Here is a 24,922-nt window from a genome sequence, read left to right as displayed (position 1 = left end):
ACAGCGAGTTTTTTTTGTCATAATGAATCCAACCAGGTCTGGGAATTAGATATGAATGAAAAATGATTTCAAAAGAGTACAAATAAAAGAGAAATCTATTAAGCCTCATTCATTTGTTACATAGATTGTCACAATGTTGGTTAGACATTGGTAGCAGTTCATCTGTTTTTTTTGTAAACTAAACGTAGGAGGTTGAGAACATGCAAACTGAACAAAGGTTATTACTTGTGGACGATGAAGATCGTATTCGTCGTTTATTAAAGATGTATTTAGAAAAAGAAGGATATACGATTGAGGAAGCTGCTGATGGCCATGAGGCTATAGAGAAAGCGTTACATATAAATTATGATCTTATTATTTTAGATTTAATGATGCCTGGAATTGATGGAATTGAAGTGTGTAAACAAATCAGGGAGAAAAAAACAACACCAATTATTATGCTAACGGCAAAAGGGGAAGAAGTAAACCGTGTTCAAGGCTTTGAAGTTGGAACCGATGACTATATTGTTAAACCCTTCAGCCCTAGAGAAGTTGTACTGCGCGTGAAGGCCTTATTACGACGCTCATCGTCTATACCTGTTATGGAACCAACACCTTCAGTTAAAAACATGATTGTATTTGATCATTTAACAATTGACAATGATGCACATCGTGTGACTGCTGATGATAAAGAAGTAAACTTAACACCAAAAGAGTACGAACTGCTGTGTTTTTTAGCAAAAACGCCAGATAAAGTGTACGACCGAGAGCAGTTGCTGAGAGAAGTTTGGCACTACGACTTCTTTGGAGATTTAAGGACGGTAGATACCCATGTCAAACGTTTGCGAGAAAAATTAAACCGCGTATCTCCAGACGCTGCTAAAATGATTGTAACCGTTTGGGGTGTAGGATATAAATTTGAGGTTGGGAACAGCTGATGTTTTGGCGCAGTGTTGTTGGTAAACTTTGGTTTACTATTTTATTACTCGTTACGTTTGTTTTATTTATTTTAACGGTTTTATTGCTGCAGTTCTTTGAAAATTATCATGTAGATGACGCAGAAAAGCGATTAACGAAAACAGCAGCTAAAATCTCCACCATCGTACAAGAAACCAAAGACCAGGAGCTTGGACTTTCAATTGCACGAGAATTAGCTGATCAAGCCAGTATCTTAATTGTGCAAGGAGATAAAAAGTATTGGAATTCTACACATCCAGAAGAAGAGAGACGCGACACTGTCATCTCGCTTATTTCTGAAGACAAAAATCTTCAGAGAGTAACTACACATGGTGAAGTTGTACACGAAGAGATGTACATGAACGAAGGTAGAAGTACTTCAGAAAGTCCACTGATGTTTATTGTAGGCGTTCCGTTATCTGTGGATGGTCAAGGTAATGGAGGAGTTTACTTGTACCAATCATTAGCTGAGATTGAAGAGCCTGCGCGCTATACAACAAAGTTTATTATCTTAGCTGCGGGTATTGCCATCGTGTTGACTACAATCTTTGCCTTTTTCTTATCAACGCGAATTACCGCTCCGCTTCGAAAAATGAAGCAGGCAGCTTTTGAGGTTACGAAAGGAAATTTCGAGACGAAAGTACCGATTTTGACACATGATGAAATTGGTGAGCTAGCCATTGCTTTCAATCAGATGGGAAGACAGTTAAAGTTCAATCTTAACGCTTTAAATCAAGAAAAAGAGCAGCTATCAAGTATTTTAAGTAGTATGGCGGATGGTGTTATTACATTTAGCCAAAATGGTTCAATTTTAATTACGAATCCACCTGCAGATCAGTTTTTACAAGCATGGTACTATGAGCAAAATATGAACAATCAGTCCATTCCAGAACTTCCTTTAAAAGTTGTTCGTTTGTTCGAGAGCGTTGTTAAAAGTGAAAAAGAGCAGAGCGCAGAACTAACAATACAAGGGAAGACATGGGTTATTCTCATGTCACCACTTTATAACCAAACAAAGATTCGAGGAGCCGTTGCGGTTTTACGCGATATGTCAGAAGAGCGTAAATTAGATAAACTTCGAAAAGATTTTATCGCCAATGTTTCACATGAATTACGAACACCGATTTCAATGCTACAAGGTTATAGTGAAGCGATTATTGATGACATTGCGAGTACGGAAGAAGAGAAAAAAGAAATTACCCAAGTTATTTATGATGAATCCTTAAGGATGGGGAGGCTTGTTAACGAACTATTAGATTTAGCTCGAATGGAAGCGGGGCATGTTCAACTCCACGTAGCTGAAATTGAGATGGTTGAACTTGCTGAGCGAGTAGTTCGTAAATTCCAGGGCATTGCTAAAGAGCAAGACATTAGGTTGGAACTTCAAACCAATGCACAAATAAAACTCCCGGCAACCATTGATGCAGATCGGATAGAACAAGTATTAACCAATTTGATTGATAATGCAATTCGTCATACTCCTAAAGGAGGCAAAGTGACGCTTGGTATTAACAGTAACCAAACGGAAGTTCATCTTTCAGTTGAGGATACAGGTGTAGGAATACCAGAAGAAGATTTACCGTTTGTTTTTGAAAGATTTTATAAAGCAGATAAGGCAAGAACAAGAGGAAAGTCGGGTACGGGACTCGGGCTCGCAATTGCAAAAAATATTGTAGAAGCACATCATGGAGTCATTGTGGTAAATAGTATTTTAAATCAGGGCACAACATTCTTTATTAAGCTTCCTAAACACTACTCATAGTGATAAATGTTACTTTGGGGTCACAGGTTGAATAGTAAAAGGTTAGAAAATATTTCACTATTTTCTAACCTTTTTTTATTGGAAATGTCTAGAATTTTTGAAAATGCATATAGTATATTTATGTGTCAAGAAACGCTTAGTACATAGGAGGATATGTATGCTTGATATTGTAAGGCGAATATTAGTAGTAGTTATTATGGGAATGTGTATAGGTCTATTGTTTGTTGGCGGAACAATGGCTAAAGCACAAGCTTCAACACAGTGGAACTGGCCTACTGAAGAAGGAACGCTTACAGATGTGTTTGGTTCTCGTAACGCAAAACATTTTGGTATTGATATTGCAGCGCCTGTGGGAACACAGGTGTATGCAGTATATAGTGGGAGAGTCACCAAATCTTATTACTCTGATACATATGGACAAGTTGTATTTATCAAGCAGGATAATGGATACGAAACGGTGTATGCACATTTGAATAATCGAGGTGTTGCGGAGGGAGAAAGAATTTCTGCTCGTCAGACAATTGGACAAATAGGTAATACAGGTCGATCGTCTGGTGCCCATTTGCATTTTGAAGTTCATAAAGGAACGTGGAATATTGATAAAACGAATGCTATTAACCCAATCGCAAAGCTTGATCAAGAAAAATTATCAGCCTACGTAACGGAACAGTTAGAAGCTGCTGTATTTAGACAGTTAAATGAAGGATACGTTGTTGAAAGAGGGGACACGTTATCTGAAATCGCAAAAAAATACAAAATAGATGTAGACGATTTAAAAGGAAGAAATCATATGACAACCAGTGATATTTATCCTGGTCAACACCTAAAGATAACAAAATAAAAACAAGAAAGGCATTTGCCTTCCTTGTTTTGTTTTATAGTTCAATACGTTGAATTGTAACAATTTCACTTGCTTGCTTTAGAGACTCAATTGTTGCATCTTCAATAAGACGGTCGAACGTAAGCATCATAATCGCTTCTCCGCCTTTTTGTTTACGTCCTACCTGCATTGTTGCAATGTTGATATTTAAATCACCAAGCGCTTTACCAACATTTCCAATAACGCCAGGTTGGTCTGTGTGTCGGATATATAATAAATGTCCTTCTGGATAAAAATCAATGTCAAAGGAATCAATATTAATAACGCGAGGACCGTAATCTTTGATATACGTACCGGTAATAGAGAATGTACGAGATTCTCCTTTTACAACAACTTCAATAATATTAGCATAGCCTTGAGTGTTATCAGAAATTTTCTCACCAAACGTAATGCCTCTCTCTTTGGCAATCATTGACGCGTTTACTTCGTTAACTGAGCGGTCGATACGATGAGTTAAAAATCCAGACAACAAGCTTCGGGTAATATACGTTGTTTCTAAATCCGCTACTGTTCCTGCGTACGTAACAGAAATGTCTTGAACAGGTTCTTTCATGCATTGTGATAAAACGGCACCAAGCTGTTTTGTTAAGCTAGTAAACGGCTGGATTTTTTCGAATACGTCTTTTGAAAGTGTCGGTAAGTTAATTGAAGAACTTACTGGGTTACCTTCTAAGAAGCGTAGCACATCATAAGCAACATCTTCAGCTACATTTAACTGCGCTTCTTTTGTTGAAGCACCTAAATGTGGCGTTGTAATAACCTGATCAAAGTTTAAAAGTGGATTATCAGTAGGTGGCTCTACTTCAAACACGTCAATTGCAGCACCTTGAACGTGACCAATTTCTAAATAGTGTGCAAGTGCTTCTTCATCAATAATGCCGCCTCGTGCACAGTTTAGTAAATAAACGCCTTTTTTTGTTTTGGCTAACGTATCGCGATTTAATAAACCTTTTGTATCTTTCGTTAATGGCGTATGAACAGTAATAATATCAGCTACTGCTAGTAAATCATCTAACGATAAGAGGTCAACTCCTAGTTTTTCTGCACGAGATGTTGTTAAAAATGGATCATATACATGTACCGTCATGTTAAAGGCTTTCGCACGTTTGGCAAGTTCAGAGCCGATACGCCCAAAACCAACAATTCCTAAGTGCTTGCGGTTGAGTTCTGTACCAACAAATGCTGATCGGTTCCATTCGCGAGATTTGACAGAAATATTTCCTTGAGGGATATGGCGAACTAAACTAGCCATCATGGCAAAAGTATGCTCAGCCGTAGAAATAGTGTTTCCATTTGGAGCATTGATAACAACAACGCCTCGCTTAGTTGATGCTTCAATGTCAATATTATCGACACCTACACCTGCACGAGCAACAATCTTTAAATTCTTCATCTTGTCTAACAAGTCTTCCGTCACAGTCGTTGCGCTTCGAACAAGCAGTGCATCGTATGTATGCAATAAATCTTCAACTTCCGTTACTTTTTTTCTTGTTAAATTAACATTTGATGCTTCTAATAATGGAGCAAGACCTTCATTGCTAATTGAATCGGCTACTAACACTTCATACATGTATTAACATCTCCCTTTCACAACTCAAATATCTGATAATTTATCACGTTAAAAAAATTCTGTCAATTAGATTGTAAAAAAGTTCACAATTGGTAACGTTTTCATTTTTATTTTTTTGATTAATATTCGGATTTTTTATAAAAAAAGGAGGATTTAGAAGATTTATTTCTAGTTAAATATTTTTAAAACGTACTTTTTTGAGGTTTTTATATATGAAAGTACGTTGAAAGGATGCCTGACAATCTTTCAATATTCCGCTGCTTTTACCGCCGTGCAAAAATAATGACTAAAAGAATGAGAATTGTGGGATTTTTTATATTAAATGATTTACTTTTAATTCAAGGTATCATATAATGTGAACATCATTAAATATTGATCTATCTTCGGGGCAGGGTGTAATTCCCGACCGGCGGTGATAAACAAGTTGTTTTAAGCCCGCGAGCTCTTTAAGTTTGGAGCAGGATTTGGTGTGATTCCAAAGCCGACAGTAAAGTCTGGATGGGAGAAGGTGGAGGTTCAAACGTTCAAAAGCAAATGTGCTGAACGTTTATTGAATGTGCCTGCATTTTCCCTCAACAAATTTGTTGAGGTTTTTTTATGGAGCGCATATGCAATGAACCTTTCTTCTTGGAAGAGTGGATCGCAAGAAGGAGAGAGGAAAATGGAACAAAGCAAGAAAACACAAAAGCTTGTTATTTTAGGGATGCTAAGCGGTTTGTCTTACGTATTAATGATGCTTAACTTCCCAATACCAGGTATACCACCATTTTTAAAAATTGATTTTAGTGAGGTGCCGGCACTGCTTGCTGCATTAATCTTTGGTCCTGTAGCAGGTATTATTGTCGAAGGAATTAAAAATCTTCTCCACTACCTCATTCAAGGAAGCGCAACAGGCGTCCCTGTAGGCCAATTCGCAAATTTTGTAGCAGGGCTATTATTTATTTTACCGGTTTCTCTTATGTTTCATAAATTTAAAACTACAAAAGGTATTACAACAGGTTTAGTAGTTGGAACAGTAGTAATGTCCGTTGGCATGGCGTTTTTAAATTACTATGTGTTCTTACCTGCATATACGCTTTTCTTGCAGTCACCGGCACTGTCAAGTGAGGAAACACGTCAGTTAGTCGTAACGGGGATTCTGCCATTTAATATGATTAAAGGGATTATTACAGGCTTAATTTTCGTTGTTTTATTTAATAAAATGAAGTATTGGATTACAAAGCGAGTCGCAGTTTAAATAGAAAAAAAGACCTGTACATCTCTATGTACAGGTCTTTTTTTACTTCTTATTCAAATTTGTTAGAGTCACCGTCAAACTTCTCATCTGCTACGCGGATTGAATCTGTTGGACAGCCTTCAAATGCATCCATCATATCATCTTCTAATTCATCAGGAACTTCCACAATCCCTTGGTTATCATCTAATGTTACGAATGCAATTCCTTCATCATCGTAATCATAAATGTCTGGTGCTGCTGCTCCACATGCTCCACATGCAATACATGTATCTTTGTCAACAATTGTATATTTTGGCATAACAAGACCTCCTGTAAAGTGTTCGAAAATTTCGTGTTATATAATCTCTTTTCAACATAAGCGTGAAATTTCTCTTTACCCATTGTAAGACGATTTTTAAAACTTTTCAATAGAAAAGTCATTGATAATGCTTATCAGACAAGGGTTTGTCATGACTTATAGCACTGCTTTTTTGATTCATCTCGATTCGCTCAATGACAAAAGGGTGCGTTCTGTTAAAGTTTTGGTAAAATGAAAAGAGAAAGGAAGTTGACGATTGTGAACTATATTCAAACCGTTATGCTATATAGTATGCAACAACTAAAAGGTGAACGAACAGTTTACGGAATTTATCATATAGTAGCTGGTAAAAAATCAGCGCAAACAATTCAAGACGGTAAAATCTTTGGCTTGTCTTTTTTATTTCAATCATTTAGTTACTTGAAAAAAGAAACATTTTCTCGATACGTAAAAGAGCTTAATTCTCAACAATTTATTAAAGAAGTAGATCATCAAAAATATGTGCTAACAGCCAAGGGCGAACAAGTACTTCGCACACAGTTACGTGAATGGCCTCTGCCAGCTAAGCTTAGCGGTTGGCAATTTGCAAGTAGCACACAATTATTTTTATCGAGACTGACCTTGTTCATTCAAACAATCTCTAACCTACAGTATTTTCAAAAGGGATTTTTACCAATAACGCAAGATGCTGAGCCCATTCAATGGGTGAAAGCTTATCTATTTTCTCAGTCGTATTCACGAGAAGAGTTGGCAAAGCATTTATTTGATGAGTTACAATGCATATTAAAGAGGTGTTCTTCCCGGGATGCTGATATATTTGTCCAACACTTGAGTGGATATAAACGAATTGGCTTAACCAAAAGCCAGCTTGCTGAGTATTACAATATGGACGAAAACTACGTTCACTTATTGGTAATCAGCGTTGTTCATCAAATTATTGAGCAAATTAGCGAATGTCCAAGTGAATTTCCTGTTCTCCAGAAATTTGTACAAGATGTACATATGACTGTACCATTAACAGCTTCAACAGTTAAAACGTATGAGTGGTTACAAAAAGGAAAATCGTTAAAAGAAGTAGCGAGAATTAGGCGGTTAAAAGAGAGCACAATTGAAGATCATATTGCTGAACTGGCATTGTTTCTTCCTAACTTTACGATTGATGCTTATGTGAAAGTAGAGGATCAAGAGGAAATTATCAACGCTTTCAAAGCGTTAAATACCAATCAGCTCAAAGAAATAAAAAAAGAGGTTAGTGATCACCTTACTTATTTTCAAATTCGTCTTGTATTAGCTAAGTGCGTAACGGATTAAGAAAGGAGTAAGACGATGCAGTTAGAACAGGTACTTCAAAGAGAATTTGGCTTTTCAACTTTTCGAAACGGTCAAAAAGAAATTATAACGGACTTATTAAATCACAATCATGTTCTGGCCGTTTTGCCTACTGGAACAGGAAAGTCACTTTGCTATCAGCTCCCTGGCTATTTTTTAAAGCGGCCAATCCTTATTGTGTCCCCATTACTTTCCCTGATGGAAGATCAGGTTCAGCAGCTTAAAGCCAAAGGAGAGAAGAGGGTTATTGCTCTTAACAGCTTTTTACGTGAAGATGAAAAGCAGCAGGCACTACGCTCTTTAAATAGCTATCGTTTCATTTATGCTTCCCCCGAAATCTTACAGAATCCCCATGTAGTTCATGCTTTAAAACAAACGAATATCGGTATGTTCGTTGTAGATGAAGCACACTGTATTTCACAATGGGGACATGACTTTCGATTAGACTACTTAAACTTAGGTATTGTATGGGAAAAGCTAGGGAAGCCAACTTGCTTAGCGCTAACCGGTACAGCAACGAGTGAAGTACTCAGTGATATTAAAAAGTATTTACACCTTGATCAAGTTAATGAGCACTTATATTCAATGAATCGTTCAAATATTGCTATCAGCGTAGAGCATGTGCATGGTCTTGAAGAAAAAAAGAAAAAGCTATTGGAATACGTAACGAAAATTCAAAAACCAGGTATTATTTATTGTTCTAGCCGGGCTTTAACAGAGTCGCTAACGCACTACTTAAAAGAAAACGGTGTTGAGAAAGTTCAATATTACCACGGAGGAATGGAAGCTAACGATCGTACACTTATCCAGCGACAATTTCTTGAAAATCAGCTCGACTTTATTTGTTGTACAAGTGCTTTTGGAATGGGAGTTAACAAATCAAACGTTCGGTTTGTACTGCATTTTCAAACGCCTACCCAGCTTGAATCCTACGTTCAAGAAATTGGCAGGGGAGGTCGTGATGGGTTACCGAGTTTGGCGATTTTATTATATAGTGAAGAAGATGATGGTTCTGCGCAGGCTTTGTTAGACTTAGAGCTTCCTTCTTCGGATACGCTTTTATATTGTTTGTCACAAATTCGTTCAAGTTCCAGCCCGGTTGGAGTTCGAGAAGTAGAAGCGCACTTCTTATTTACAATTGGTATTTACGAAACCCATTGGCGTTTTATCCGTCACTACTTAGAAAATATTGGTGCTGTTCATGATGGATTAATTTATCCAGAGAAGGTCACGGAATCTCTATATGAAGAGCTGATGGAAATTGTAAATAAACGCTTAAATGCTAAACAGAAAAAATACCACGCAATGAAAGAGTTTATCCATACAAAGGATTGTAGAAGAAAAGCTTTAATGAGCTATTTCGAAGAAGAGGGTATTTCAGAGAAGCACAATTGCTGTGACCTTTGCAATATTGATTTGGATGAATATAGTCAACCTGAACATGAGTGTACGGAGTCTACATTTTTAGGATGGCAAGGCGAACTAGCAAGGTTGCTCAAACAAGCTGTCCATTAAAAGATTCATTGTTGAAATTTTAAACATAAACATTCATCTTTCTTCATACTGTGGTACTAGCCTTATAAAGGGGAGTTGAAGAAAGTGAAAGAGCTATCTCATTATCATGTTGATGAACCAACTCAATATATATTAGAAAGTGTTATAACTAAAAAAGAAAAGCTATCAGCTACTCAAAAATCGATGAATAAATGGAAGTGGGCATTCTTTGGGTGTTTGCTTCTTGGGATGAGTTATTTATTTGTATTTACTTCGCAGCTGAATTTACGAGCTTTTAGTGATTTTATTCAATTCTTTCTCGATGATAGTAAGCATCTTTTTTTGCTTATTATTATTGTTTCTACCTATTTCAAAATGATACAGATGCAAAAGCAGTGCGATAAGTTGGAAAAAGAATTTAATGATTTGCGGTGTGAAATCATTCAAAAAAGCAAGGATATTTGGTCAACGCCAGCACAGTGGGAAAACCGAAAAGATTTGTATGCGGCAATGAAACAAACCTACGATATTAATTTGTATCATGAAAATAAATAAGGATTAAATACATGCAATAGCCTCTTCTCACATACAAGTTGTAGTGAGGGGAGGCTTGTATTATGAGAAAGTGGTTATTATTTGTAATAGGTTGGGTATGTAGTTATTATTTCATTACAACCTCTGTATTTGAACAAAAAGGAGTTTCACTAGATACCATTGTGTACTTTCTGAAAAATCCAGAGAATCTCTTTGCAACGATTTTGCTCTTTTTGATTAGCTGTACGTGTCAGGCTATTTGGGTAAAAATGCTATTTGAAAATATGTACCGTTGGATACAAGGGACAAGGGTGCAGAAGATGGACTTTTTCGTAGCATGGATTTCTTTAGTAGGATGCGTAGCGTTTATTTCATATGAGTTTTACTTACTATTACCAGTTATAGTGGCTTCATTCATTTACGGTATAGGTGCTGCTTCACAAAGCAAATAAAAAGGAGTGAGCATAATTATGATTATAGGAATTATCGTTGTATTGATAGTAATTGCTATTGTTTTACTTACTTACATGGCAAAAGAAGCACAGCGTACAGTCGTCGAACAAGAAAATATTGAAGTGAAGGGTGTTCCAAAGGAGTGGCAGTCATTACGCATTTTCTTTATTTCAGATATACATAAACGTACGATTACACAATCCTTAATTGAACAAGTGAATGGAAAGATTGACTTTGTTGTTATTGGAGGAGACCTAGCTGAAAAAGGTGTCCCAATCCAACAGATTGAAACAAATATTAAGCAATTAAGCCAGTTAGGTTCTATTTACTTTGTATGGGGAAATAACGATTATGAAATTGATCAAGAAAGTTTAATGAATATCTTTAAAAAGCATGAGGTAATAGCTTTAAAAAACGAAGCAATTTGCATAGAGAAAGAAGGGGTTTCCTACAATATTGTAGGAGTTGATGACTTGTCAGAAGGACAATTAAACATGAACCAAGCCTTTAAAGGCATAGATCAACGGTATTTTACATTGTTGTTTAGCCATAATCCGGATGCAGTCTTTGAAGTAGAAAATCATCGTGTTGACTTAATGCTTAGTGGTCACACCCATGGTGGACAGATTCGTTTGCTTGGATTCGGTCCTTATGAATTAGGTGGACTAAAAGCACATAAAGATACAGTTTATTTTGTAAGCAATGGTTATGGAACTACTTCTGTGCCCCTTCGTTTGGAAGCAAAAGCTAAGGCGCATGTTCTCACAATCACTAGAGCAAACTAACTACAAGAGTCTCTGAAACCCAGCATATATAAATTTTACACAACGTGTAACTTATCCTATAATGCAAGTAATACGTTATAGTTCATGAAGAGTCGTTGGAGGTTACATATGGCTTCACAAGAAGGAAAGTATAATATTAAAGCCATCTCAAACATGGTCGGAATCCAACCCGGAACGTTGCGTGCATGGGAGCGTCGCTATAAAATATTTAACCCTGTGCGAAACGAGTCGGGTCATCGTTTGTATACAGAGGCAGATTTAAAAAAATTAAAGTGGTTAACAGATAAAGTAAGCAATGGCTTTACGATTAGTCAAGCCGTCTCGTTGTTAGAAACAGAGAGCGCAAATGTTCACCAAACTGATGACCAAAGTGAAGTGGAAACACCTCAACGTTTAAAGGATCAAATTTTACATCATTTATTATCTTTTGAAGAAAGTAAAGCACAAGAGCTAATTAATCATGCTTTTAGCTTATATTCGGTGGAGCAAGTAGTCATTGATATACTAGGTTCTTTATTAGTTACAGTAGGAGACATGTGGGAGAAAGGAAAGATTACAAGTGCCCATGAACACTATGCTACACAGCTTTTAAAAACAAGAATTAGTATGTTATTTTATTCTCTTCCTTCAAGTGGCTTATTGCCAAAAGCCATTGCGGTATGCGGTCCGAATGAAACACATGAAGTGGGGTTGCTTGTTTTTACATTATTCTTAAGAAGAAAAGGGTTCGAAGTTATTTACTTAGGGAGTAGCATTGAAGAAAGGGATATTTATCTCATTTTAAAAGAAGTGGATCCAACCTTCTTCTTTATGTCCTGTACAATGATGGAAAATGCTAAGAAAACCGTTGATTTAGCGTGTGATGTACAGGGAGAGTTTCCTCATTTGAAAATTGGCCTTGGTGGTTTTGTTTTTGAAATGTTAGAAGGAAAAGATAAAGAGCGAGCTTCTTCATTTTTATTAGGGAATTCCAAAAACGAATGGAATGAATGGCTAACTGAAAAATTAGCTGAGCATCATAATCAATAGGCTTGTTTTTAACCGTGTAAACCTGTAAACTCGTAAGTAAACATCACGAACCGTTTTCTAGAAGGTACATATACTGCATTATCAAACCATGTGGTTATGAGTGCAAGCGGGGAGGGACGCAAATGAGACTTGAGCGTTTAAATTATAATAAGTTAAAAGTCTTTGTCACGTACGATGATTTAAAAGAGCGAGGACTCACAAAAGAAGATTTGTGGACTGATACATTTAAGGTTAAACAGCTGTTTCGTGAGATGATTGAGCAGGCGTCCAAAGAATTGAATTTTGAACCGACAAGCTCGCTTTCAGTAGAGATTTTTTCCCTTCAAGCTCAGGGAATGGTCGTGTTTGTGACGAAACAAGATAGTCAAGATGAAATGGAAATTATGGATGACCATGAAGATATGTATGAAGAATTTATCGAGATGCAAGTGATGTTGGATGAGAGTCACGATTTATTCTTTGAGTTTCAAACGTTTGAAGACGTTATTCAACTAGCAAAACGGATTAATGAGCATTACGATATTGAAACCATTCTCTATTCGTTTGAAAATCGGTTTTATGTGTTAGTAGGAGAAGAAAAACTGACGATGAAAGAGATTGGAAATATTATAGCGTTATTAGCAGAGTACGGAAACCCTTCTACGATTACGAAACATCGTGTACAGGAGTATGGAAAGCAGCTAATTCATAATCAAGCTCTTTCGTATATTGCAGATACTTTTTCATAAACTTAGAGCAAAGGTACATTCAAATGTAACAGCTCCTTTTATTGCTATAGGTGTTACATAAACCTGCGGCAATAAAAGGAGTTTTTTTAGGGATTTACCTCACATGGTCTTGCGAAAAATAGTAAAAATTATGATGATTACACAATTAATTGGAAGCGTTTTCGTTTTGTCCTACAAAATATCATAAAACTTTCATATTTCCCTTTGCATTGTAAAAGTAAGGGTGTATACTATGTCATGAAAGATGCACCAAATTAATGAATTACTAATTTTTTGATCCACTTTAGGAGGTTTACAGATGGTAGCCGACAAAATGCAAGAAAGCAAAAGCAATCGACAAGAAGAGAAAAATGATGTGTTAAAATCTACTCAAACGGTCATACATAAGGCGTTGGAGAAATTGGGCTATCCTGAGGAAGTATATGAATTGTTAAGGGAACCACTTCGCATGATGACGGTGAAAATTCCTGTCAAAATGGATGATGGTTCGGTTAAAATCTTTACAGGTTACCGCGCTCAGCATAACGATGCTGTTGGTCCCACAAAAGGTGGAATTCGCTTTCATCCAAATGTAACAGAAAAAGAAGTGAAAGCTCTTTCTATTTGGATGAGTTTAAAATGTGGGATTGTCGATTTACCTTATGGCGGGGGAAAAGGTGGAATTGTATGTGACCCTCGTAACATGTCGTTTGGAGAATTAGAAAAGTTAAGTCGTGGATATGTAAGAGCAATTAGTCAGATTGTAGGTCCAACAAAAGATATTCCAGCACCAGACGTGTTTACGAATTCGCAAATTATGGCCTGGATGATGGATGAATACAGTCGAATTGATGAATTTAATTCACCAGGTTTTATCACAGGTAAACCGCTTGTCTTAGGAGGTTCTCACGGACGTGAAACAGCAACAGCTAAAGGGGTTACAATCTGTATAAGAGAAGCGGCTAAAAAACGTGGAATTGATTTAAAAGGTGCAAGAGTCGTGGTGCAAGGTTTTGGAAATGCCGGAAGCTTTTTAGCGAAATTTATGCATGATGCAGGAGCTAAAATTATCGGTATTTCGGATGCATATGGTGCTTTGCATGACGAGAACGGTTTAGACATTGACTATCTATTAGATCGCCGAGATAGTTTTGGTACGGTAACAAAGTTATTTAATACAACAATTAGTAACAAAGAATTATTAGAACTGGATTGTGATATTCTTGTTCCGGCAGCAATTGAAAACCAAATTACAGAAGAAAATGCTGATAAAATCCGAGCAAGTATTGTTGTAGAAGCAGCAAATGGACCAACTACATTAGAAGCAACTCGTATTCTGTCTGAGCGTGGCATCTTGCTTGTGCCTGATGTATTAGCTAGCGCTGGAGGCGTTACGGTTTCTTACTTTGAATGGGTTCAAAATAATCAGGGTTATTATTGGACAGAAGAAGAAGTAGAAGAAAAACTAGAAAAAGTAATGGTTAAATCCTTTAATACTATTTACGAAACGTCGACAACACGTAAGGTTGATATGCGCTTGGCTGCTTACATGGTAGGCGTACGTAAAATGGCTGAAGCATCGCGCTTTAGAGGCTGGATTTAATAAGTAGAAAGATTTGCGTATTTATAAAAAATCTCCTATCATAAGATAGGAGATTTTTTTGTGCGTAAAGATAATTTACTTAGTAGAAACCAATGGAGTTGAAAGAGAGCTTGGTGCAACGCTAAAGTTCGTTGGAAGTAAAGGAGTGAGTAGTTTGGAAAAAGAAACAGCAATCATTATCGGAGGGGGACCTTGTGGACTTTCTGCAGCACTGGAACTGCAGGCTATCGGCATCAATGCCCTTGTCATTGAGAAAGGGAACATTGTAAATGCCATCTACAATTACCCTACCCATCAGACTTTTTTTAGTTCAAGTGAGAAGTTAGAGATTGGAAATGTTCCATTTATTACAGAAAACAGAAAACCAGTTCGAAACCAAGCTCTTGCTTACTATCGTGAAGTAGTTAAACGCAAAAAATTACGAATTCACTCGTTTGAACTTGTAAAACATGTACAAAAGAACAATGGAGGACAATTTGTTGTTACCACTTCAAAAGGTGAGTACGAAGCAGAGTATGTTATTGTTGCAACTGGCTATTATGATTCACCTAACTATATGAGCGTGCCTGGTGAAAATTTATCGAAAGTCCATCACTATTTTAAAGAAGGGCACCCATACTTTAATCAAGATGTAGTTGTAATTGGTGGTAAAAATTCCAGTGTGGATGCAGCATTGGAACTAGTAAAAGCAGACGCTCGTGTGACAGTTATTTATCGAGGGACAGAATATTCAAAAAGTGTGAAACCTTGGATATTACCAGAATTTGAAGCCTTGGTACGAAACGGCATCATCGAAATGATTTTTGATGCAGTTGTTACTCGTATCGATGAACACACGGTAACGTATTCGAATGGAAAAGATGAAATTACAATTCCAAATGATTTTGTCTTTGCGATGACCGGTTATCATCCAGATCATTCATTCTTAGAGAAAATGGGTATTGAGATTGATTTTGAATCAGGTCGTCCGCTGTTTGATCCTGATACAATGGAAACAAATGTGCAGGGTATTTTTATTGCAGGGGTAATTGCAGCAGGAAATAATGCAAATGAAATCTTCATCGAAAATGGGCGTTTTCATGGAAGGCAAATTGCTGAATATCTAGCAAGCAGACAACCATAATGGTGTAACACCATTATGGTTGTCTTTTTCTATTAATGATGAAAGATTTCTTGAATTTCTTCTTGATTTGAAGAGCTTTGAAGAGCAACTAACAATTTAATTCTTGCTTTTTGACCGTTGAGCCCATTTGAGAAAATCATACCTAGTTCCTTTAAATGCTTTCCTCCACCTTCATATCCATATACATCCTGTGCAATACCATTAAAGCAACGAGATACCAGTACAATTGGAATGTTTTTATCCAATAGTTGTTGTAAACCTTGTAAGGTGCGGGGAGGTAAATTTCCTTGCCCAAGTGCTTCAATGATTAAGCCATCAATATGTAAGGAGGCTAATGATTGAAAAATCTGTTCATCCATACCTGCATAAGCTTTCAGTAAAACAACCTGCTTGTCAATATTATCTACAGGATAAAATTCATGCTCTGTAGGCATATGATGAAATGAGATGCCTTGCTTTGTTACAATTCCAATTGGTCCATATTGAGGGCTTTGGAATGTAGCTACATTGCTTGTATGTGTTTTAGTCACGTTTTTAGCCGTATGGATTTCATCGTTCATGACCACGAGAACGCCTTTTCCTTTAGCAGCATCACTTGAAGCTACGCGCACTGCAGAAATAAAGTTATAAGGGCCATCAGATCCAATTTCATTGCTGGAGCGCATTGCACCCGTTAATACAATTGGAATATCCGTTTTAGTTGTTAAGTCTAAGAAGTAAGCGGTTTCTTCAAGCGTATCAGTACCATGTGTAATTACGACGCCATCAATTTGGTCAGTCTCAATTTTTTGCTCAATTTTTTTCGCTAACGTAAGCATTTCTTTTGGTGTAACGTGAGGTGAAGGTAAATGAAACACTTCCTCGACAATTATGTTTGCTAAGCTAGCTATTGACGGTGTGGAGTGTTGTAAAGGATTATGATCATCAGGTTTTACTGCGCCAGTTTGAGCATCCTCTTTCATTGAAATAGTTCCACCGGTGTGAATAATATAAAGAGTTTTCATAATGACATCCTTTCGTTATTGAATTGTTAAAAGTCTTTGCTACTTTCAATTAGGTAGTAGATAAATGATTTTCTTTCTAACAATAACATGATACGATGGAAAAAAACAGATGAAAAGAGGCGCTGCTTTATGTTAGCGATTTTATCTGCAGGTATTGCGCCTGGATTAGCATTACTCAGCTTTTTTTATTTAAAAGATGAGTACGAAACCGAACCAATTTCAATGGTCTTCAAAACTTTCATTTTTGGCGCGATGCTTGTGTTGCCGATTATGTTTATCCAATATGTGCTTCAAGAAGAAAACTTGTTTCATTCTCCTTTTTTAGAAGCATTCGTTTCCACCAGTTTCTTAGAGGAATTTTTTAAATGGTTTATTTTGTTTTTTACGGTATATCAACACGTTGAGTTTGATGAGCATTATGATGGCATTGTATATGGTGTTTCTGTTTCATTGGGATTTGCTACTGTTGAAAATATCTTTTACTTGTTTGCTAACGGTTTAGAATCAGCGATTGGTCGAGCGATTCTACCGGTTTCTAGTCATGCCTTATTTGGAGTTATTATGGGTTATTACTTAGGAAAAGCAAAATTTTCAAAAGGAAATGAAAAAATAAAATGGACCTTATATTCAATCGTTACACCATTTTTATTACATGGCGTTTATGATTATATTATCATCACAATGGATAATTGGATTTTTATTATTATTCCATTCATGATTTATTTATGGTGGTTGGGATTACGTAAAGTAAAGCAAGCAAAAAAGGTATTTATTGCTTAATAAAAGGACGTAGCTTTCTGATTAAGAAAGCTACGTTTTTTGTTTTATTTGGGTAAATTTCTCCTAGCCTGTATAAAAAAACATCCTTTACAAAAAATACTCCTATCATCTTATCACTTACATACGATGTAGGAGGTTATGGAATGTTTTTAATGGGACGAATTACAAAGTATATTTGTTCAGCTTGCGTATGTTCTTTATTAGCAATAACAATGATTAATCCGCAGTCTTCATCAGCTTTTACCAATCAAGTCATTCAACAGGGTGCAGTAGGGGAAGACGTTATTGAATTACAGTCTCGTTTACAGTACATCGGCTTTTATAATGGGAAAATCGACGGTGTTTTTGGATGGAGTACGTACTGGGCACTTCGAAATTTTCAGTATGAGTTTGGTATAAAAAAGATTGATGGATTAGCCGGAGCGCAAACCAAACAAAAGTTAGCAGACGTAACAAAATATTATGAGTATCATGTAAAGACTGAGTTGAAAAAAGGAAACAAGTTTACGCATTACGGTGGAGTTCCAATTGATAAACAAAAGGGTTCTTCATCAAAGTCGAATCAGAACAATGTACAAAGAAACGCAAAATCACAATCAGAAAGTCAACGTCAGCAGTCGGCAGGCCAACAATCAGGAAATCAGCGTCAGCAGTCAGCAGGCCAACAATCAGGAAATCAGCAACAACAGTCACGAGGACAGCAGCAATCAGCAGGCAGAAATAACAATCAAGCTACTCCTCAACAAAGTCAAAATAATAACGCTGCTACCAATGGAGGCAGTGAACAACAGCAAGAAACAGCGCAAAAACCTACGGCTTTAAATGTTCCAAATGGATTCTCACAAAATGATATACAGCTAATGGCCAATGCTGTATATGGAGAGTCAAGGGGTGAGCCGTATAATGGGCAGGTGGCTGTAGCAGCGGTTATTTTAAATCGAGTTAACAGCCCTACATTTCCAAATACGGTGGCAGGAGTTATTTTTGAACCAAGAGCTTTTACAGCCGTAGCAGATGGCCAAATTTGGCTTGAACCAAATGAAACAGCAAAAAGAGCTGTATTGGACGCCATTAATGGCTGGGATCCAACAGGTAACGCAATGTACTATTTTAATCCGGATACAGCAACGAGTGCATGGATTTGGTCAAGACCGCAAATTAAACAAATCGGTAAACACATTTTCTGTAATTAAGAGAGGTGATAATAATGATTCGAACAATTTTAATTACAATTTTAGCAGTTGGTGTGGTAGGAGTCGGATACTGGGGGTATACAGAGCATCAAGAAAAAGATGCAGTTTTATTACAAGCCGAAAATACGTATCAGCGAGCGTTTCATGATTTATCGTACGAGCTTGATTTATTAAATGATAAAATTGGTGGGACGTTAGCGATGAGTTCGCGAGATCAGTTATCGCCGGCGCTTGCAGAAGTATGGCGTTTAACTTCAGAAGCACATAGCAATGTAGGACAACTGCCACTTGCGCTATTACCTTTTAATAAAACGGAAGAGTTTTTATCCGATATTGGCGATTTTGCGTACGAGGTAGCGGTTCGAGATCTCAGTAAATCTCCACTCACAGATAAAGAGTATAAAACATTAAACTCTCTTTATGAAAAGTCATCTGAAATTCAGAACGAAATGCGTACAGTTCAGCATTTGGTTATTGATAATAATTTAAGGTGGATGGATGTGGAACTAGCTTTAGCAACAAAGGAAAAGCAGGGTGACAATACCATTATTGATGGATTGAAAACGGTTGAAAAGAGCATGGATTCCTATGCTGAGTCAGACTTGGGTATTACCAATACATCAAATGAAGAAGAGAAGAAAGCTTTTAACCAGCTTAAAGGTCGTGAAGTGGATGAAAGAGTTGCAAAAGAAGTAGCACGATCATTTTTAGACTTAAAAGGAAAAGAAGAAATGCGCATTGTTGAAAGTGGTAAAGGAGCTAATTATCCTTTTTACAGCTTAACAATTAAAGACCCTTCAACAAAGCAAGAGATTTATATGGATATTACGAAAAAAGGTGGATATCCGATTTGGGTGCTAGAAAACAGAGATGTTAAAAAGCAAAATATTAGCTTAAACGAGGCAATGGAAAAAGCTAATAAATTTTTAAAAGATCATCGTTTTGAGAGCCTTGTAATGTCGGAGAGCGCTCAGTACGATAACCTTGGTGTCTTTACATTCGTTGAAGAAACTGAAAGTGGAGTGCGTATCTATCCGGATGCTGTAAAAATGAAAATGGCGCTAGATGATGGAACAGTAGCGGGGTTCTCAGCAAAAGAGTTTTTATTGAGACACCGCACACGAGATATTCCTGAACCAACGATTACAAAAGAAGAAGCAAGGTCAAAGTTAAATCCAAATCTTAAAGTTATGGAAGATCGCCTAGCCATTATTGAAAATGATTTACAGGAAGAGGTATTGTGTTATGAGTTTCTTGGCACAATTAATGACGATACGTATCGAATCTTTGTAAATGCAAAAACAGGTTATGAAGAGAAGGTAGACAAATTACAAAACGCTGAACCAATCTATGATGAGGTTTAATCAAAAAGCCTTCAAGTATGAAAAATACTTGAAGGCTTTTCTAATTTTGTATAAATGATGTGTAATTTATTGGATGTTAAATAAGTATATAAGACTAAATGTATTTACAAAGTAAGTACATTTTACTATTTTTAATAGTAGGTCTACTAATGATATGGGGGGCTTTTATATGATTAAAGTTGGAATGCCGCTTAAACTGGAAAATGAAGAAGGTGAAATCACCTATCGATGTAAAGTGGTTGATTGCACAGAGCATAAGTTAATAATCGATTATCCACTTAATGAAAAGACCAAAAAAACCGCTTTTTTAATGAAAGGGACAAAATTAAATGCAATGTTTATAGGGGAAGATAAAAGTGTTTATGGATTCTCAACAGAAGTGAAAAATCGAGCGATTAAAGATATACCTATTATCGAATTAGATTATCCAGGGGACAAGTATTTAGAAGCTGTACAGAGAAGAAATTTCTTTCGTGTTCCTGTAACGCTAACAGTAGTTATGAAGAAAGATGGTGAAAAGGAGGGTTCATTGCAAAGCTTTACCAAAGATTTAAGTGCCGGGGGAGTTTGTATTCATTTGTTTGAAAGAAGTGATTTTAAAGTGAATGAAGAAGTTAAGATAGGTTTACTATTGAAGTATGAAGAAAAAGAGGTAACTCTTGAGTTGCAAGGTAAGCTTGTACGCATTGAACAGCCAATTAACGAACAGCATGGACAGTTATCCGTAGAGTTTTTGAGCGCAAGTATAAAAGCAAAACAACTACTAATGCGCTATACGTTAAAACGGCAGCTTGAATTAAGAAGAAAGGGATTGTTATAAAATAAGTATAAATTAAGTCTGTTCGTTCCAAACTAGTATGTAAATACAATAGTGGAATGAGAGATTAACATGAAGCGTATTGAAAATTTACTGATAAAATTTGTTATTGTACAGTTCTTTTTTTTGTTTACTGCTCAAGCTCTTTTATTTTACAGCGAACACACAACTTATTTTTCTAAAGTTATACAGTATGAAGGAGTAGCAAAAAATAATTTCAACAAAATTATTGAAACGTTCGACCAGTAAAGCGGCGATATGATAAAATAAAAATAATGATTAAAAAAGCAGGGGACAACCTGCTCTTTTTTTTCGTGTAAAAAGAAATGAATGAAAAATATGTTCTTGTTAGCACGTCAAGGAGGATTTATGGAAAAGCAAATTTCAATTGCTATTGATGGACCTGCTGCGGCTGGTAAAAGTACAGTAGCAAAGATTATAGCAGAAAATTTATCATATATTTATGTAGACACAGGTGCGATGTATCGTGCACTTACGTATCAAGCTCAGCAGCAAGGGATTGAATTAGAAAGCGAAGAAGCGTTACTTCGTTTATTAAATAAAACAGAAATTGAACTGAAGCCTTCGGAAAATGGACAAGTTGTTAGTGTAAATGGTAAAGAAGTTACAAACGACATCCGTTCAGCAGAGGTAACAAATTCAGTATCAATCGTTGCTAAACACCGATTGGTACGTGAAGAAATGGTCGTTCGCCAGCAGAAGTTAGCTCAAAACGGAGGCGTCGTAATGGATGGACGTGATATTGGCACGCATGTGCTTCCTCATGCAGAAGTGAAAATCTTTTTACTTGCATCAGTGGAAGAGCGAGCTCAGCGTCGTCATGAAGAGAATGTGAGAAAAGGCTTTCCATCTAATCTAGAACAGCATAAGATTGACATTGCCCGACGAGACAAAATTGATTCAGAGCGTGAAGTCGCACCTTTGAAAAAAGCGGATGATGCAATTGAAATCGATACAACAGCATTGTCAATTGAAGGTGTCGTTGAAAAAATACTTTCTATTACGCATGAAAGGGTTGGAATGCTGTGAGCTTTTATACATTTGCACGTTCAGTAGTACGCGGTATATTAAAGCCTGTCTATCGTTATGAAGTAATTGGCACAGAGAATATCCCATCAGAAGGTGGGGTATTACTGTGCTCAAATCATATTGATAACCTAGATCCGCCTACCGTAGGAATTACGTGTCCTCGCCCAATTTCATTCATGGCCAAAGCAGAATTATTTGACGCACCCATCTTAAAAACCATTTTACCTAAATTAGAAACATTTCCAGTAAAGCGTGGCATGGGAGATCGTGAAGCTCTGAGAAAAGGGTTGGGGATTCTAAAAGAAGGGAAAGTGCTTGGACTTTTTCCTGAAGGAACAAGAAGCAAAGACGGTAAGCTAAAAAAAGGATTAGCAGGGGTAGGTTTTTTTGCATTGCGTTCTACAGCTGATGTTGTACCTTGTGCAATTATTGGTCCATATAAAGCATTTTCCAAAGTGAAAGTAGTATATGGAAAACCATTGGATATGTCAGAATTTAGAGAACGTCGTGCATCTGCTGATGAAGTGACGGAAGCAATTATGAGTGAAATTGCTAAATTGATTGAAAAATACCAATAGTTCATAAGCTTTTCGCTTGACAAAAGATTCTATTTATTAGAAGTTAGTAACAAAGAGAGTTTTTTCTATACAAAAATAGATACAAGGATATATAGTGATAAGAGCTTCGCTGCTTTTTATCTGAAAATATATTGCTGCTAGATATTGAAGGAGGAAAAGACGATGGTAGAAGATATGAATCAAGTAGAAGTAAAAGCATTAGAAGTTGGCGAAATTGTAACTGGAACTGTAACGAAAGTTGAAGATAAGCAAGTTCTGGTTGAAGTTTCCAATAGTAAGTTAGATGGTGTTATTCCAATTAGTGAATTATCAAGTTTACATATTGAAAAAGCAAGTGATGTAATTAAAGAAGGTACAGAGATTCAAGCAAAAGTAATTAAAGTTGAAGAAGAGCTGTTAGTTTTGTCTAAGAAGGCAGTCGATGCCGAGAAAGCTTGGGATGATTTAGAAAAAAAACTAAGCACAGGCGAAGTATTTGAAGCTGTTGTAAAGGAAGTTGTTAAAGGTGGGTTAGTAGCAGACATTGGTGTGCGAGGATTTATTCCTGCATCTTTAGTTGAAGCGCATTTTGTTGATGATTTTGCTGGTTACCAAGACCAAAGGTTAACAGTTAAAGTAGTAGAACTCGATCGTGAAAAAAATCGTATTATCCTATCACACCGTGCTGTTGTTGAAGAAGAAAACGCACAAAAGAAACAAACAGCTCTTAGTTCTTTAGCAGAAGGTCAGGTACTTGAAGGAACCGTGCAGCGCTTAACAGATTTTGGAGCTTTTGTTGATGTTGGAGGCGTTGATGGCCTTGTTCACATCTCTCAACTTTCACACGAACGAGTAGAAAAGCCCTCTGATGTAGTAAAAGAAGGGGATAGTGTGAAGGTAAAAGTACTATCAGTTGATAAAGGAAACGGACGTATTTCTTTATCAATTAAAGATACGCTTGAGGGACCATGGGACAATATTTCTTCAAAGCTCAAACAAGGTGATGTAGTCGACGGAACTGTTCGTCGCTTAGTATCGTTCGGAGCTTTTGTAGAGATATTACCTGGTGTAGAAGGGCTTGTACACATTTCTCACATTTCTCACAAACATATTGGTACTCCTCATGAAGTATTAACTGAAGGAGAAAAGGTTAAAGTAAAGGTATTAGATGTGAGCGAAGGCGAACGTCGAATTTCATTAAGCATTCGTGATCTTGAGGAAGAAGAACCACTGGATTACGGTGACTACAATCTTCAAGAAGAATCAAAAGGTTTTCAATTAGGCGACATGATTGGAGATCAATTAAAAAAATTAAAATAATGGTGATGTTTGGTGAGTAGAGCGAAACGAAAAATCGATCACATTCATCATGCGATCCACACCGGACAACATCGCTTACACGGACTCGACGACATTCAGTTTGTGCATAACACTTTGCCAGATAAAAGCGTAAAAGATGTCCAGTTAAATACAAAAATTGGCGAACTTTCACTGAGTTCGCCAATTTTTATCAATGCAATGACTGGCGGCGGTGGATTAGAGACGGAAGACATTAACCGCTCTCTAGCAAGGGTTTCTAACGCTTGTGGTTTAGCGATGGCTGTAGGTTCGCAGATGGCTGCAATTAAAAATGAAGAAGAAGAAAAAACATATCGAGTAGTAAGACAAGAAAATCCAAATGGGGTTATTCTTGCTAATCTTGGAAGCGAAGCGACAGTGGATCAAGCAAAGCGAGCTGTTGATATGCTTGAAGCAAATGGAATGCAAATTCACTTAAACGTAATCCAAGAGCTAGTCATGCCGGAAGGAGATCGTGACTTTACTGGAGCTTTAAAGCGCATTGAACAAATTGTGTCTGCTTTAGATGTACCTGTCATAGCAAAAGAAGTCGGTTTCGGTATGAGCGGCGCAGCGGCAGCTAAACTAAAAGAAGTTGGCGTAAGTATTATTGATGTTGGTGGCTACGGTGGTACCAATTTTTCGAAAATCGAAAATGAGAGACGTGAGAAGCATTTTCATTTTTTTAACGATTGGGGGATTTCAACCGCAGCATCTTTAGCAGAGGTATCACAGAGTGTAGATGGTATTTCAATTATTGGCTCTGGGGGTATTCAAACATCAATGGACATAGCTAAATCGCTCGCTTTAGGTGCTTCAGCAGCTGGACTAGCTGGGCATCTACTGTCTATTTTAATAAATTCGGGTATAGAAGCTGTCATTGAAGAGATTTTAGAGCTTCACGAACAGTTAACGTTTATTATGGTTGCGTTAGGTGTCGCCTCTATTTCTGAGCTTCAGAAAGTTCCACTTGTCATTACGGGAGAAACTTATGATTGGCTACGCCAGCGACCAGTGTTTATTGAAAAATTTAATAATAGATAGCTAAAAAAAGAAAACAAGCACACGTTAGCGTGTGC

At 36.9% G+C, this 24,922-nt stretch carries 25 protein-coding genes and 1 riboswitch; of the genes, 22 read left to right on the top strand and 3 right to left on the bottom strand.

What is annotated here, in order from left to right:
* The first annotated feature begins 200 nt into the window (after nt 1–200).
* The 3 genes from NIZ91_16540 to NIZ91_16530 all read left to right on the top strand — a co-directional run bounded on the left by NIZ91_16540 (nt 201) and on the right by NIZ91_16530 (nt 3,539).
* Nucleotides 201–917, top strand: coding sequence for a response regulator transcription factor (locus NIZ91_16540; protein USY54339.1), 717 nt, complete (start codon nt 201–203; stop codon nt 915–917).
* Nucleotides 917–2,698 (top strand): ATP-binding protein, encoded by a 1,782-nt coding sequence (locus tag NIZ91_16535; protein ID USY54338.1) that lies wholly within the window; start codon nt 917–919, stop codon nt 2,696–2,698. The genes NIZ91_16540 and NIZ91_16535 overlap by 1 nt, the downstream gene beginning before the upstream one ends.
* 157 nt (nt 2,699–2,855) lie before the next feature.
* Nucleotides 2,856–3,539 (top strand): peptidoglycan DD-metalloendopeptidase family protein, encoded by a 684-nt coding sequence (locus NIZ91_16530; GenBank protein USY54337.1) that lies wholly within the window; start codon nt 2,856–2,858, stop codon nt 3,537–3,539.
* 34 nt (nt 3,540–3,573) lie between these two features.
* Here the strand turns inward: NIZ91_16530 and serA are convergent, their stop codons facing one another.
* Nucleotides 3,574–5,148, bottom strand: a complete 1,575-nt coding sequence (gene serA / locus NIZ91_16525) for a phosphoglycerate dehydrogenase (protein ID USY54336.1) — start codon at nt 5,146–5,148, stop codon at nt 3,574–3,576.
* 375 nt (nt 5,149–5,523) lie between these two features.
* Nucleotides 5,524–5,662: riboswitch (FMN riboswitch) on the top strand.
* A 147-nt stretch (nt 5,663–5,809) separates the two neighbouring features.
* Between serA and NIZ91_16520 the strand changes: the two genes are divergently transcribed.
* Nucleotides 5,810–6,385: an ECF transporter S component gene (locus tag NIZ91_16520; protein USY54335.1), complete on the top strand. Its 576-nt coding sequence runs from the start codon at nt 5,810–5,812 to the stop codon at nt 6,383–6,385.
* A gap of 49 nt (nt 6,386–6,434) precedes the next feature.
* On the opposite strand, the gene NIZ91_16515 is transcribed toward NIZ91_16520, so the two are convergent.
* Complete coding sequence (locus NIZ91_16515) at nt 6,435–6,683, bottom strand: ferredoxin (protein ID USY54334.1); 249 nt, start codon at nt 6,681–6,683, stop codon at nt 6,435–6,437.
* 258 nt (nt 6,684–6,941) lie between these two features.
* Between NIZ91_16515 and NIZ91_16510 the strand changes: the two genes are divergently transcribed.
* The 9 genes from NIZ91_16510 (at nt 6,942) to NIZ91_16470 (ending at nt 15,740) form a co-directional block, all read left to right on the top strand.
* Nucleotides 6,942–7,994 carry a helix-turn-helix domain-containing protein gene (locus NIZ91_16510; protein ID USY54333.1) on the top strand — a complete coding sequence of 351 codons (1,053 nt, stop codon included), beginning with the start codon at nt 6,942–6,944 and terminating at the stop codon, nt 7,992–7,994.
* Nucleotides 7,995–8,009: 15 nt separating this feature from the next.
* A complete protein-coding gene (locus NIZ91_16505; GenBank protein ID USY54332.1) occupies nt 8,010–9,527 on the top strand; it encodes an ATP-dependent DNA helicase in 1,518 nt (505 codons plus the stop codon).
* Between the two features lie 84 nt (nt 9,528–9,611).
* Nucleotides 9,612–10,061 carry a YpbF family protein gene (locus tag NIZ91_16500; protein ID USY54331.1) on the top strand — a complete coding sequence of 150 codons (450 nt, stop codon included), beginning with the start codon at nt 9,612–9,614 and terminating at the stop codon, nt 10,059–10,061.
* A 62-nt stretch (nt 10,062–10,123) separates the two neighbouring features.
* Nucleotides 10,124–10,492 (top strand): hypothetical protein, encoded by a 369-nt coding sequence (locus NIZ91_16495; GenBank protein USY54330.1) that lies wholly within the window; start codon nt 10,124–10,126, stop codon nt 10,490–10,492.
* An 18-nt stretch (nt 10,493–10,510) separates the two neighbouring features.
* Nucleotides 10,511–11,278 (top strand): metallophosphoesterase, encoded by a 768-nt coding sequence (locus NIZ91_16490; GenBank protein USY54329.1) that lies wholly within the window; start codon nt 10,511–10,513, stop codon nt 11,276–11,278.
* Between the two features lie 108 nt (nt 11,279–11,386).
* On the top strand, nt 11,387–12,307 hold the full coding sequence (locus NIZ91_16485) for a MerR family transcriptional regulator (GenBank protein USY54328.1): 921 nt from the start codon (nt 11,387–11,389) through the stop codon (nt 12,305–12,307).
* Nucleotides 12,308–12,429: 122 nt separating this feature from the next.
* A complete protein-coding gene (locus NIZ91_16480) occupies nt 12,430–13,035 on the top strand; it encodes a genetic competence negative regulator (protein USY54327.1) in 606 nt (201 codons plus the stop codon).
* A 313-nt stretch (nt 13,036–13,348) separates the two neighbouring features.
* Entirely contained in the window at nt 13,349–14,617 is a 1,269-nt protein-coding gene (locus NIZ91_16475) for a Glu/Leu/Phe/Val dehydrogenase (GenBank protein USY57200.1), read from the top strand.
* Between the two features lie 154 nt (nt 14,618–14,771).
* Nucleotides 14,772–15,740: a YpdA family putative bacillithiol disulfide reductase gene (locus NIZ91_16470; protein ID USY57199.1), complete on the top strand. Its 969-nt coding sequence runs from the start codon at nt 14,772–14,774 to the stop codon at nt 15,738–15,740.
* A gap of 32 nt (nt 15,741–15,772) precedes the next feature.
* On the opposite strand, the gene NIZ91_16465 is transcribed toward NIZ91_16470, so the two are convergent.
* On the bottom strand, nt 15,773–16,744 hold the full coding sequence (locus NIZ91_16465; GenBank protein ID USY54326.1) for an asparaginase: 972 nt from the start codon (nt 16,742–16,744) through the stop codon (nt 15,773–15,775).
* 129 nt (nt 16,745–16,873) lie between these two features.
* Here NIZ91_16465 and prsW point away from each other — a divergent pair, with 129 nt between their 5' ends.
* The 9 genes from prsW to fni all read left to right on the top strand — a co-directional run bounded on the left by prsW (nt 16,874) and on the right by fni (nt 24,887).
* Entirely contained in the window at nt 16,874–17,524 is a 651-nt protein-coding gene (gene prsW / locus NIZ91_16460; protein ID USY54325.1) for a glutamic-type intramembrane protease PrsW, read from the top strand.
* A gap of 212 nt (nt 17,525–17,736) precedes the next feature.
* The gene (gene sleB / locus NIZ91_16455) at nt 17,737–18,717 is read left to right on the top strand and encodes a spore cortex-lytic enzyme (protein USY57198.1); all 981 of its coding nucleotides are present in this window, start codon (nt 17,737–17,739) and stop codon (nt 18,715–18,717) included.
* 14 nt (nt 18,718–18,731) lie between these two features.
* Nucleotides 18,732–20,081, top strand: coding sequence for a germination protein YpeB (ypeB, locus tag NIZ91_16450; GenBank protein ID USY54324.1), 1,350 nt, complete (start codon nt 18,732–18,734; stop codon nt 20,079–20,081).
* A 169-nt stretch (nt 20,082–20,250) separates the two neighbouring features.
* Complete coding sequence (locus tag NIZ91_16445; protein ID USY54323.1) at nt 20,251–20,901, top strand: flagellar brake domain-containing protein; 651 nt, start codon at nt 20,251–20,253, stop codon at nt 20,899–20,901.
* Between the two features lie 69 nt (nt 20,902–20,970).
* Nucleotides 20,971–21,147 carry a YpfB family protein gene (locus NIZ91_16440; protein USY54322.1) on the top strand — a complete coding sequence of 59 codons (177 nt, stop codon included), beginning with the start codon at nt 20,971–20,973 and terminating at the stop codon, nt 21,145–21,147.
* Between the two features lie 120 nt (nt 21,148–21,267).
* The gene (gene cmk, locus NIZ91_16435) at nt 21,268–21,948 is read left to right on the top strand and encodes a (d)CMP kinase (GenBank protein ID USY54321.1); all 681 of its coding nucleotides are present in this window, start codon (nt 21,268–21,270) and stop codon (nt 21,946–21,948) included.
* Nucleotides 21,945–22,526 carry a 1-acyl-sn-glycerol-3-phosphate acyltransferase gene (locus NIZ91_16430; protein USY54320.1) on the top strand — a complete coding sequence of 194 codons (582 nt, stop codon included), beginning with the start codon at nt 21,945–21,947 and terminating at the stop codon, nt 22,524–22,526. The genes cmk and NIZ91_16430 overlap by 4 nt, the downstream gene beginning before the upstream one ends.
* A 162-nt stretch (nt 22,527–22,688) precedes the next feature.
* Nucleotides 22,689–23,825 (top strand): 30S ribosomal protein S1, encoded by a 1,137-nt coding sequence (gene rpsA, locus NIZ91_16425; GenBank protein ID USY54319.1) that lies wholly within the window; start codon nt 22,689–22,691, stop codon nt 23,823–23,825.
* Nucleotides 23,826–23,837: 12 nt separating this feature from the next.
* Nucleotides 23,838–24,887, top strand: a complete 1,050-nt coding sequence (fni, locus tag NIZ91_16420) for a type 2 isopentenyl-diphosphate Delta-isomerase (GenBank protein USY54318.1) — start codon at nt 23,838–23,840, stop codon at nt 24,885–24,887.
* Nucleotides 24,888–24,922: the final 35 nt, after the last annotated feature.

It is taken from the genome of Bacillus sp. 1780r2a1 (assembly GCA_024134725.1).
Lineage (GTDB): Bacteria > Bacillota > Bacilli > Bacillales > Bacillaceae_H > Priestia > Priestia aryabhattai_A.
This window is presented reverse-complemented; position numbering and strand designations above follow the sequence as displayed.

Coding starts and splice junctions, on each gene's coding strand:
- NIZ91_16540 (USY54339.1), top strand. CDS start 201: ATGCAAACTGAACAAAGGTTATTACTTGTGGACGATGAAGATCGTATT.
- NIZ91_16535 (USY54338.1), top strand. CDS start 917: ATGTTTTGGCGCAGTGTTGTTGGTAAACTTTGGTTTACTATTTTATTA.
- NIZ91_16530 (USY54337.1), top strand. CDS start 2,856: ATGCTTGATATTGTAAGGCGAATATTAGTAGTAGTTATTATGGGAATG.
- serA (USY54336.1), bottom strand. CDS start 5,148: ATGTATGAAGTGTTAGTAGCCGATTCAATTAGCAATGAAGGTCTTGCT.
- NIZ91_16520 (USY54335.1), top strand. CDS start 5,810: ATGGAACAAAGCAAGAAAACACAAAAGCTTGTTATTTTAGGGATGCTA.
- NIZ91_16515 (USY54334.1), bottom strand. CDS start 6,683: ATGCCAAAATATACAATTGTTGACAAAGATACATGTATTGCATGTGGA.
- NIZ91_16505 (USY54332.1), top strand. CDS start 8,010: ATGCAGTTAGAACAGGTACTTCAAAGAGAATTTGGCTTTTCAACTTTT.
- NIZ91_16495 (USY54330.1), top strand. CDS start 10,124: ATGAGAAAGTGGTTATTATTTGTAATAGGTTGGGTATGTAGTTATTAT.
- NIZ91_16490 (USY54329.1), top strand. CDS start 10,511: ATGATTATAGGAATTATCGTTGTATTGATAGTAATTGCTATTGTTTTA.
- NIZ91_16485 (USY54328.1), top strand. CDS start 11,387: ATGGCTTCACAAGAAGGAAAGTATAATATTAAAGCCATCTCAAACATG.
- NIZ91_16480 (USY54327.1), top strand. CDS start 12,430: ATGAGACTTGAGCGTTTAAATTATAATAAGTTAAAAGTCTTTGTCACG.
- NIZ91_16475 (USY57200.1), top strand. CDS start 13,349: ATGCAAGAAAGCAAAAGCAATCGACAAGAAGAGAAAAATGATGTGTTA.
- NIZ91_16465 (USY54326.1), bottom strand. CDS start 16,744: ATGAAAACTCTTTATATTATTCACACCGGTGGAACTATTTCAATGAAA.
- prsW (USY54325.1), top strand. CDS start 16,874: ATGTTAGCGATTTTATCTGCAGGTATTGCGCCTGGATTAGCATTACTC.
- sleB (USY57198.1), top strand. CDS start 17,737: ATGATTAATCCGCAGTCTTCATCAGCTTTTACCAATCAAGTCATTCAA.
- ypeB (USY54324.1), top strand. CDS start 18,732: ATGATTCGAACAATTTTAATTACAATTTTAGCAGTTGGTGTGGTAGGA.
- NIZ91_16445 (USY54323.1), top strand. CDS start 20,251: ATGATTAAAGTTGGAATGCCGCTTAAACTGGAAAATGAAGAAGGTGAA.
- NIZ91_16440 (USY54322.1), top strand. CDS start 20,971: ATGAAGCGTATTGAAAATTTACTGATAAAATTTGTTATTGTACAGTTC.
- cmk (USY54321.1), top strand. CDS start 21,268: ATGGAAAAGCAAATTTCAATTGCTATTGATGGACCTGCTGCGGCTGGT.
- rpsA (USY54319.1), top strand. CDS start 22,689: ATGGTAGAAGATATGAATCAAGTAGAAGTAAAAGCATTAGAAGTTGGC.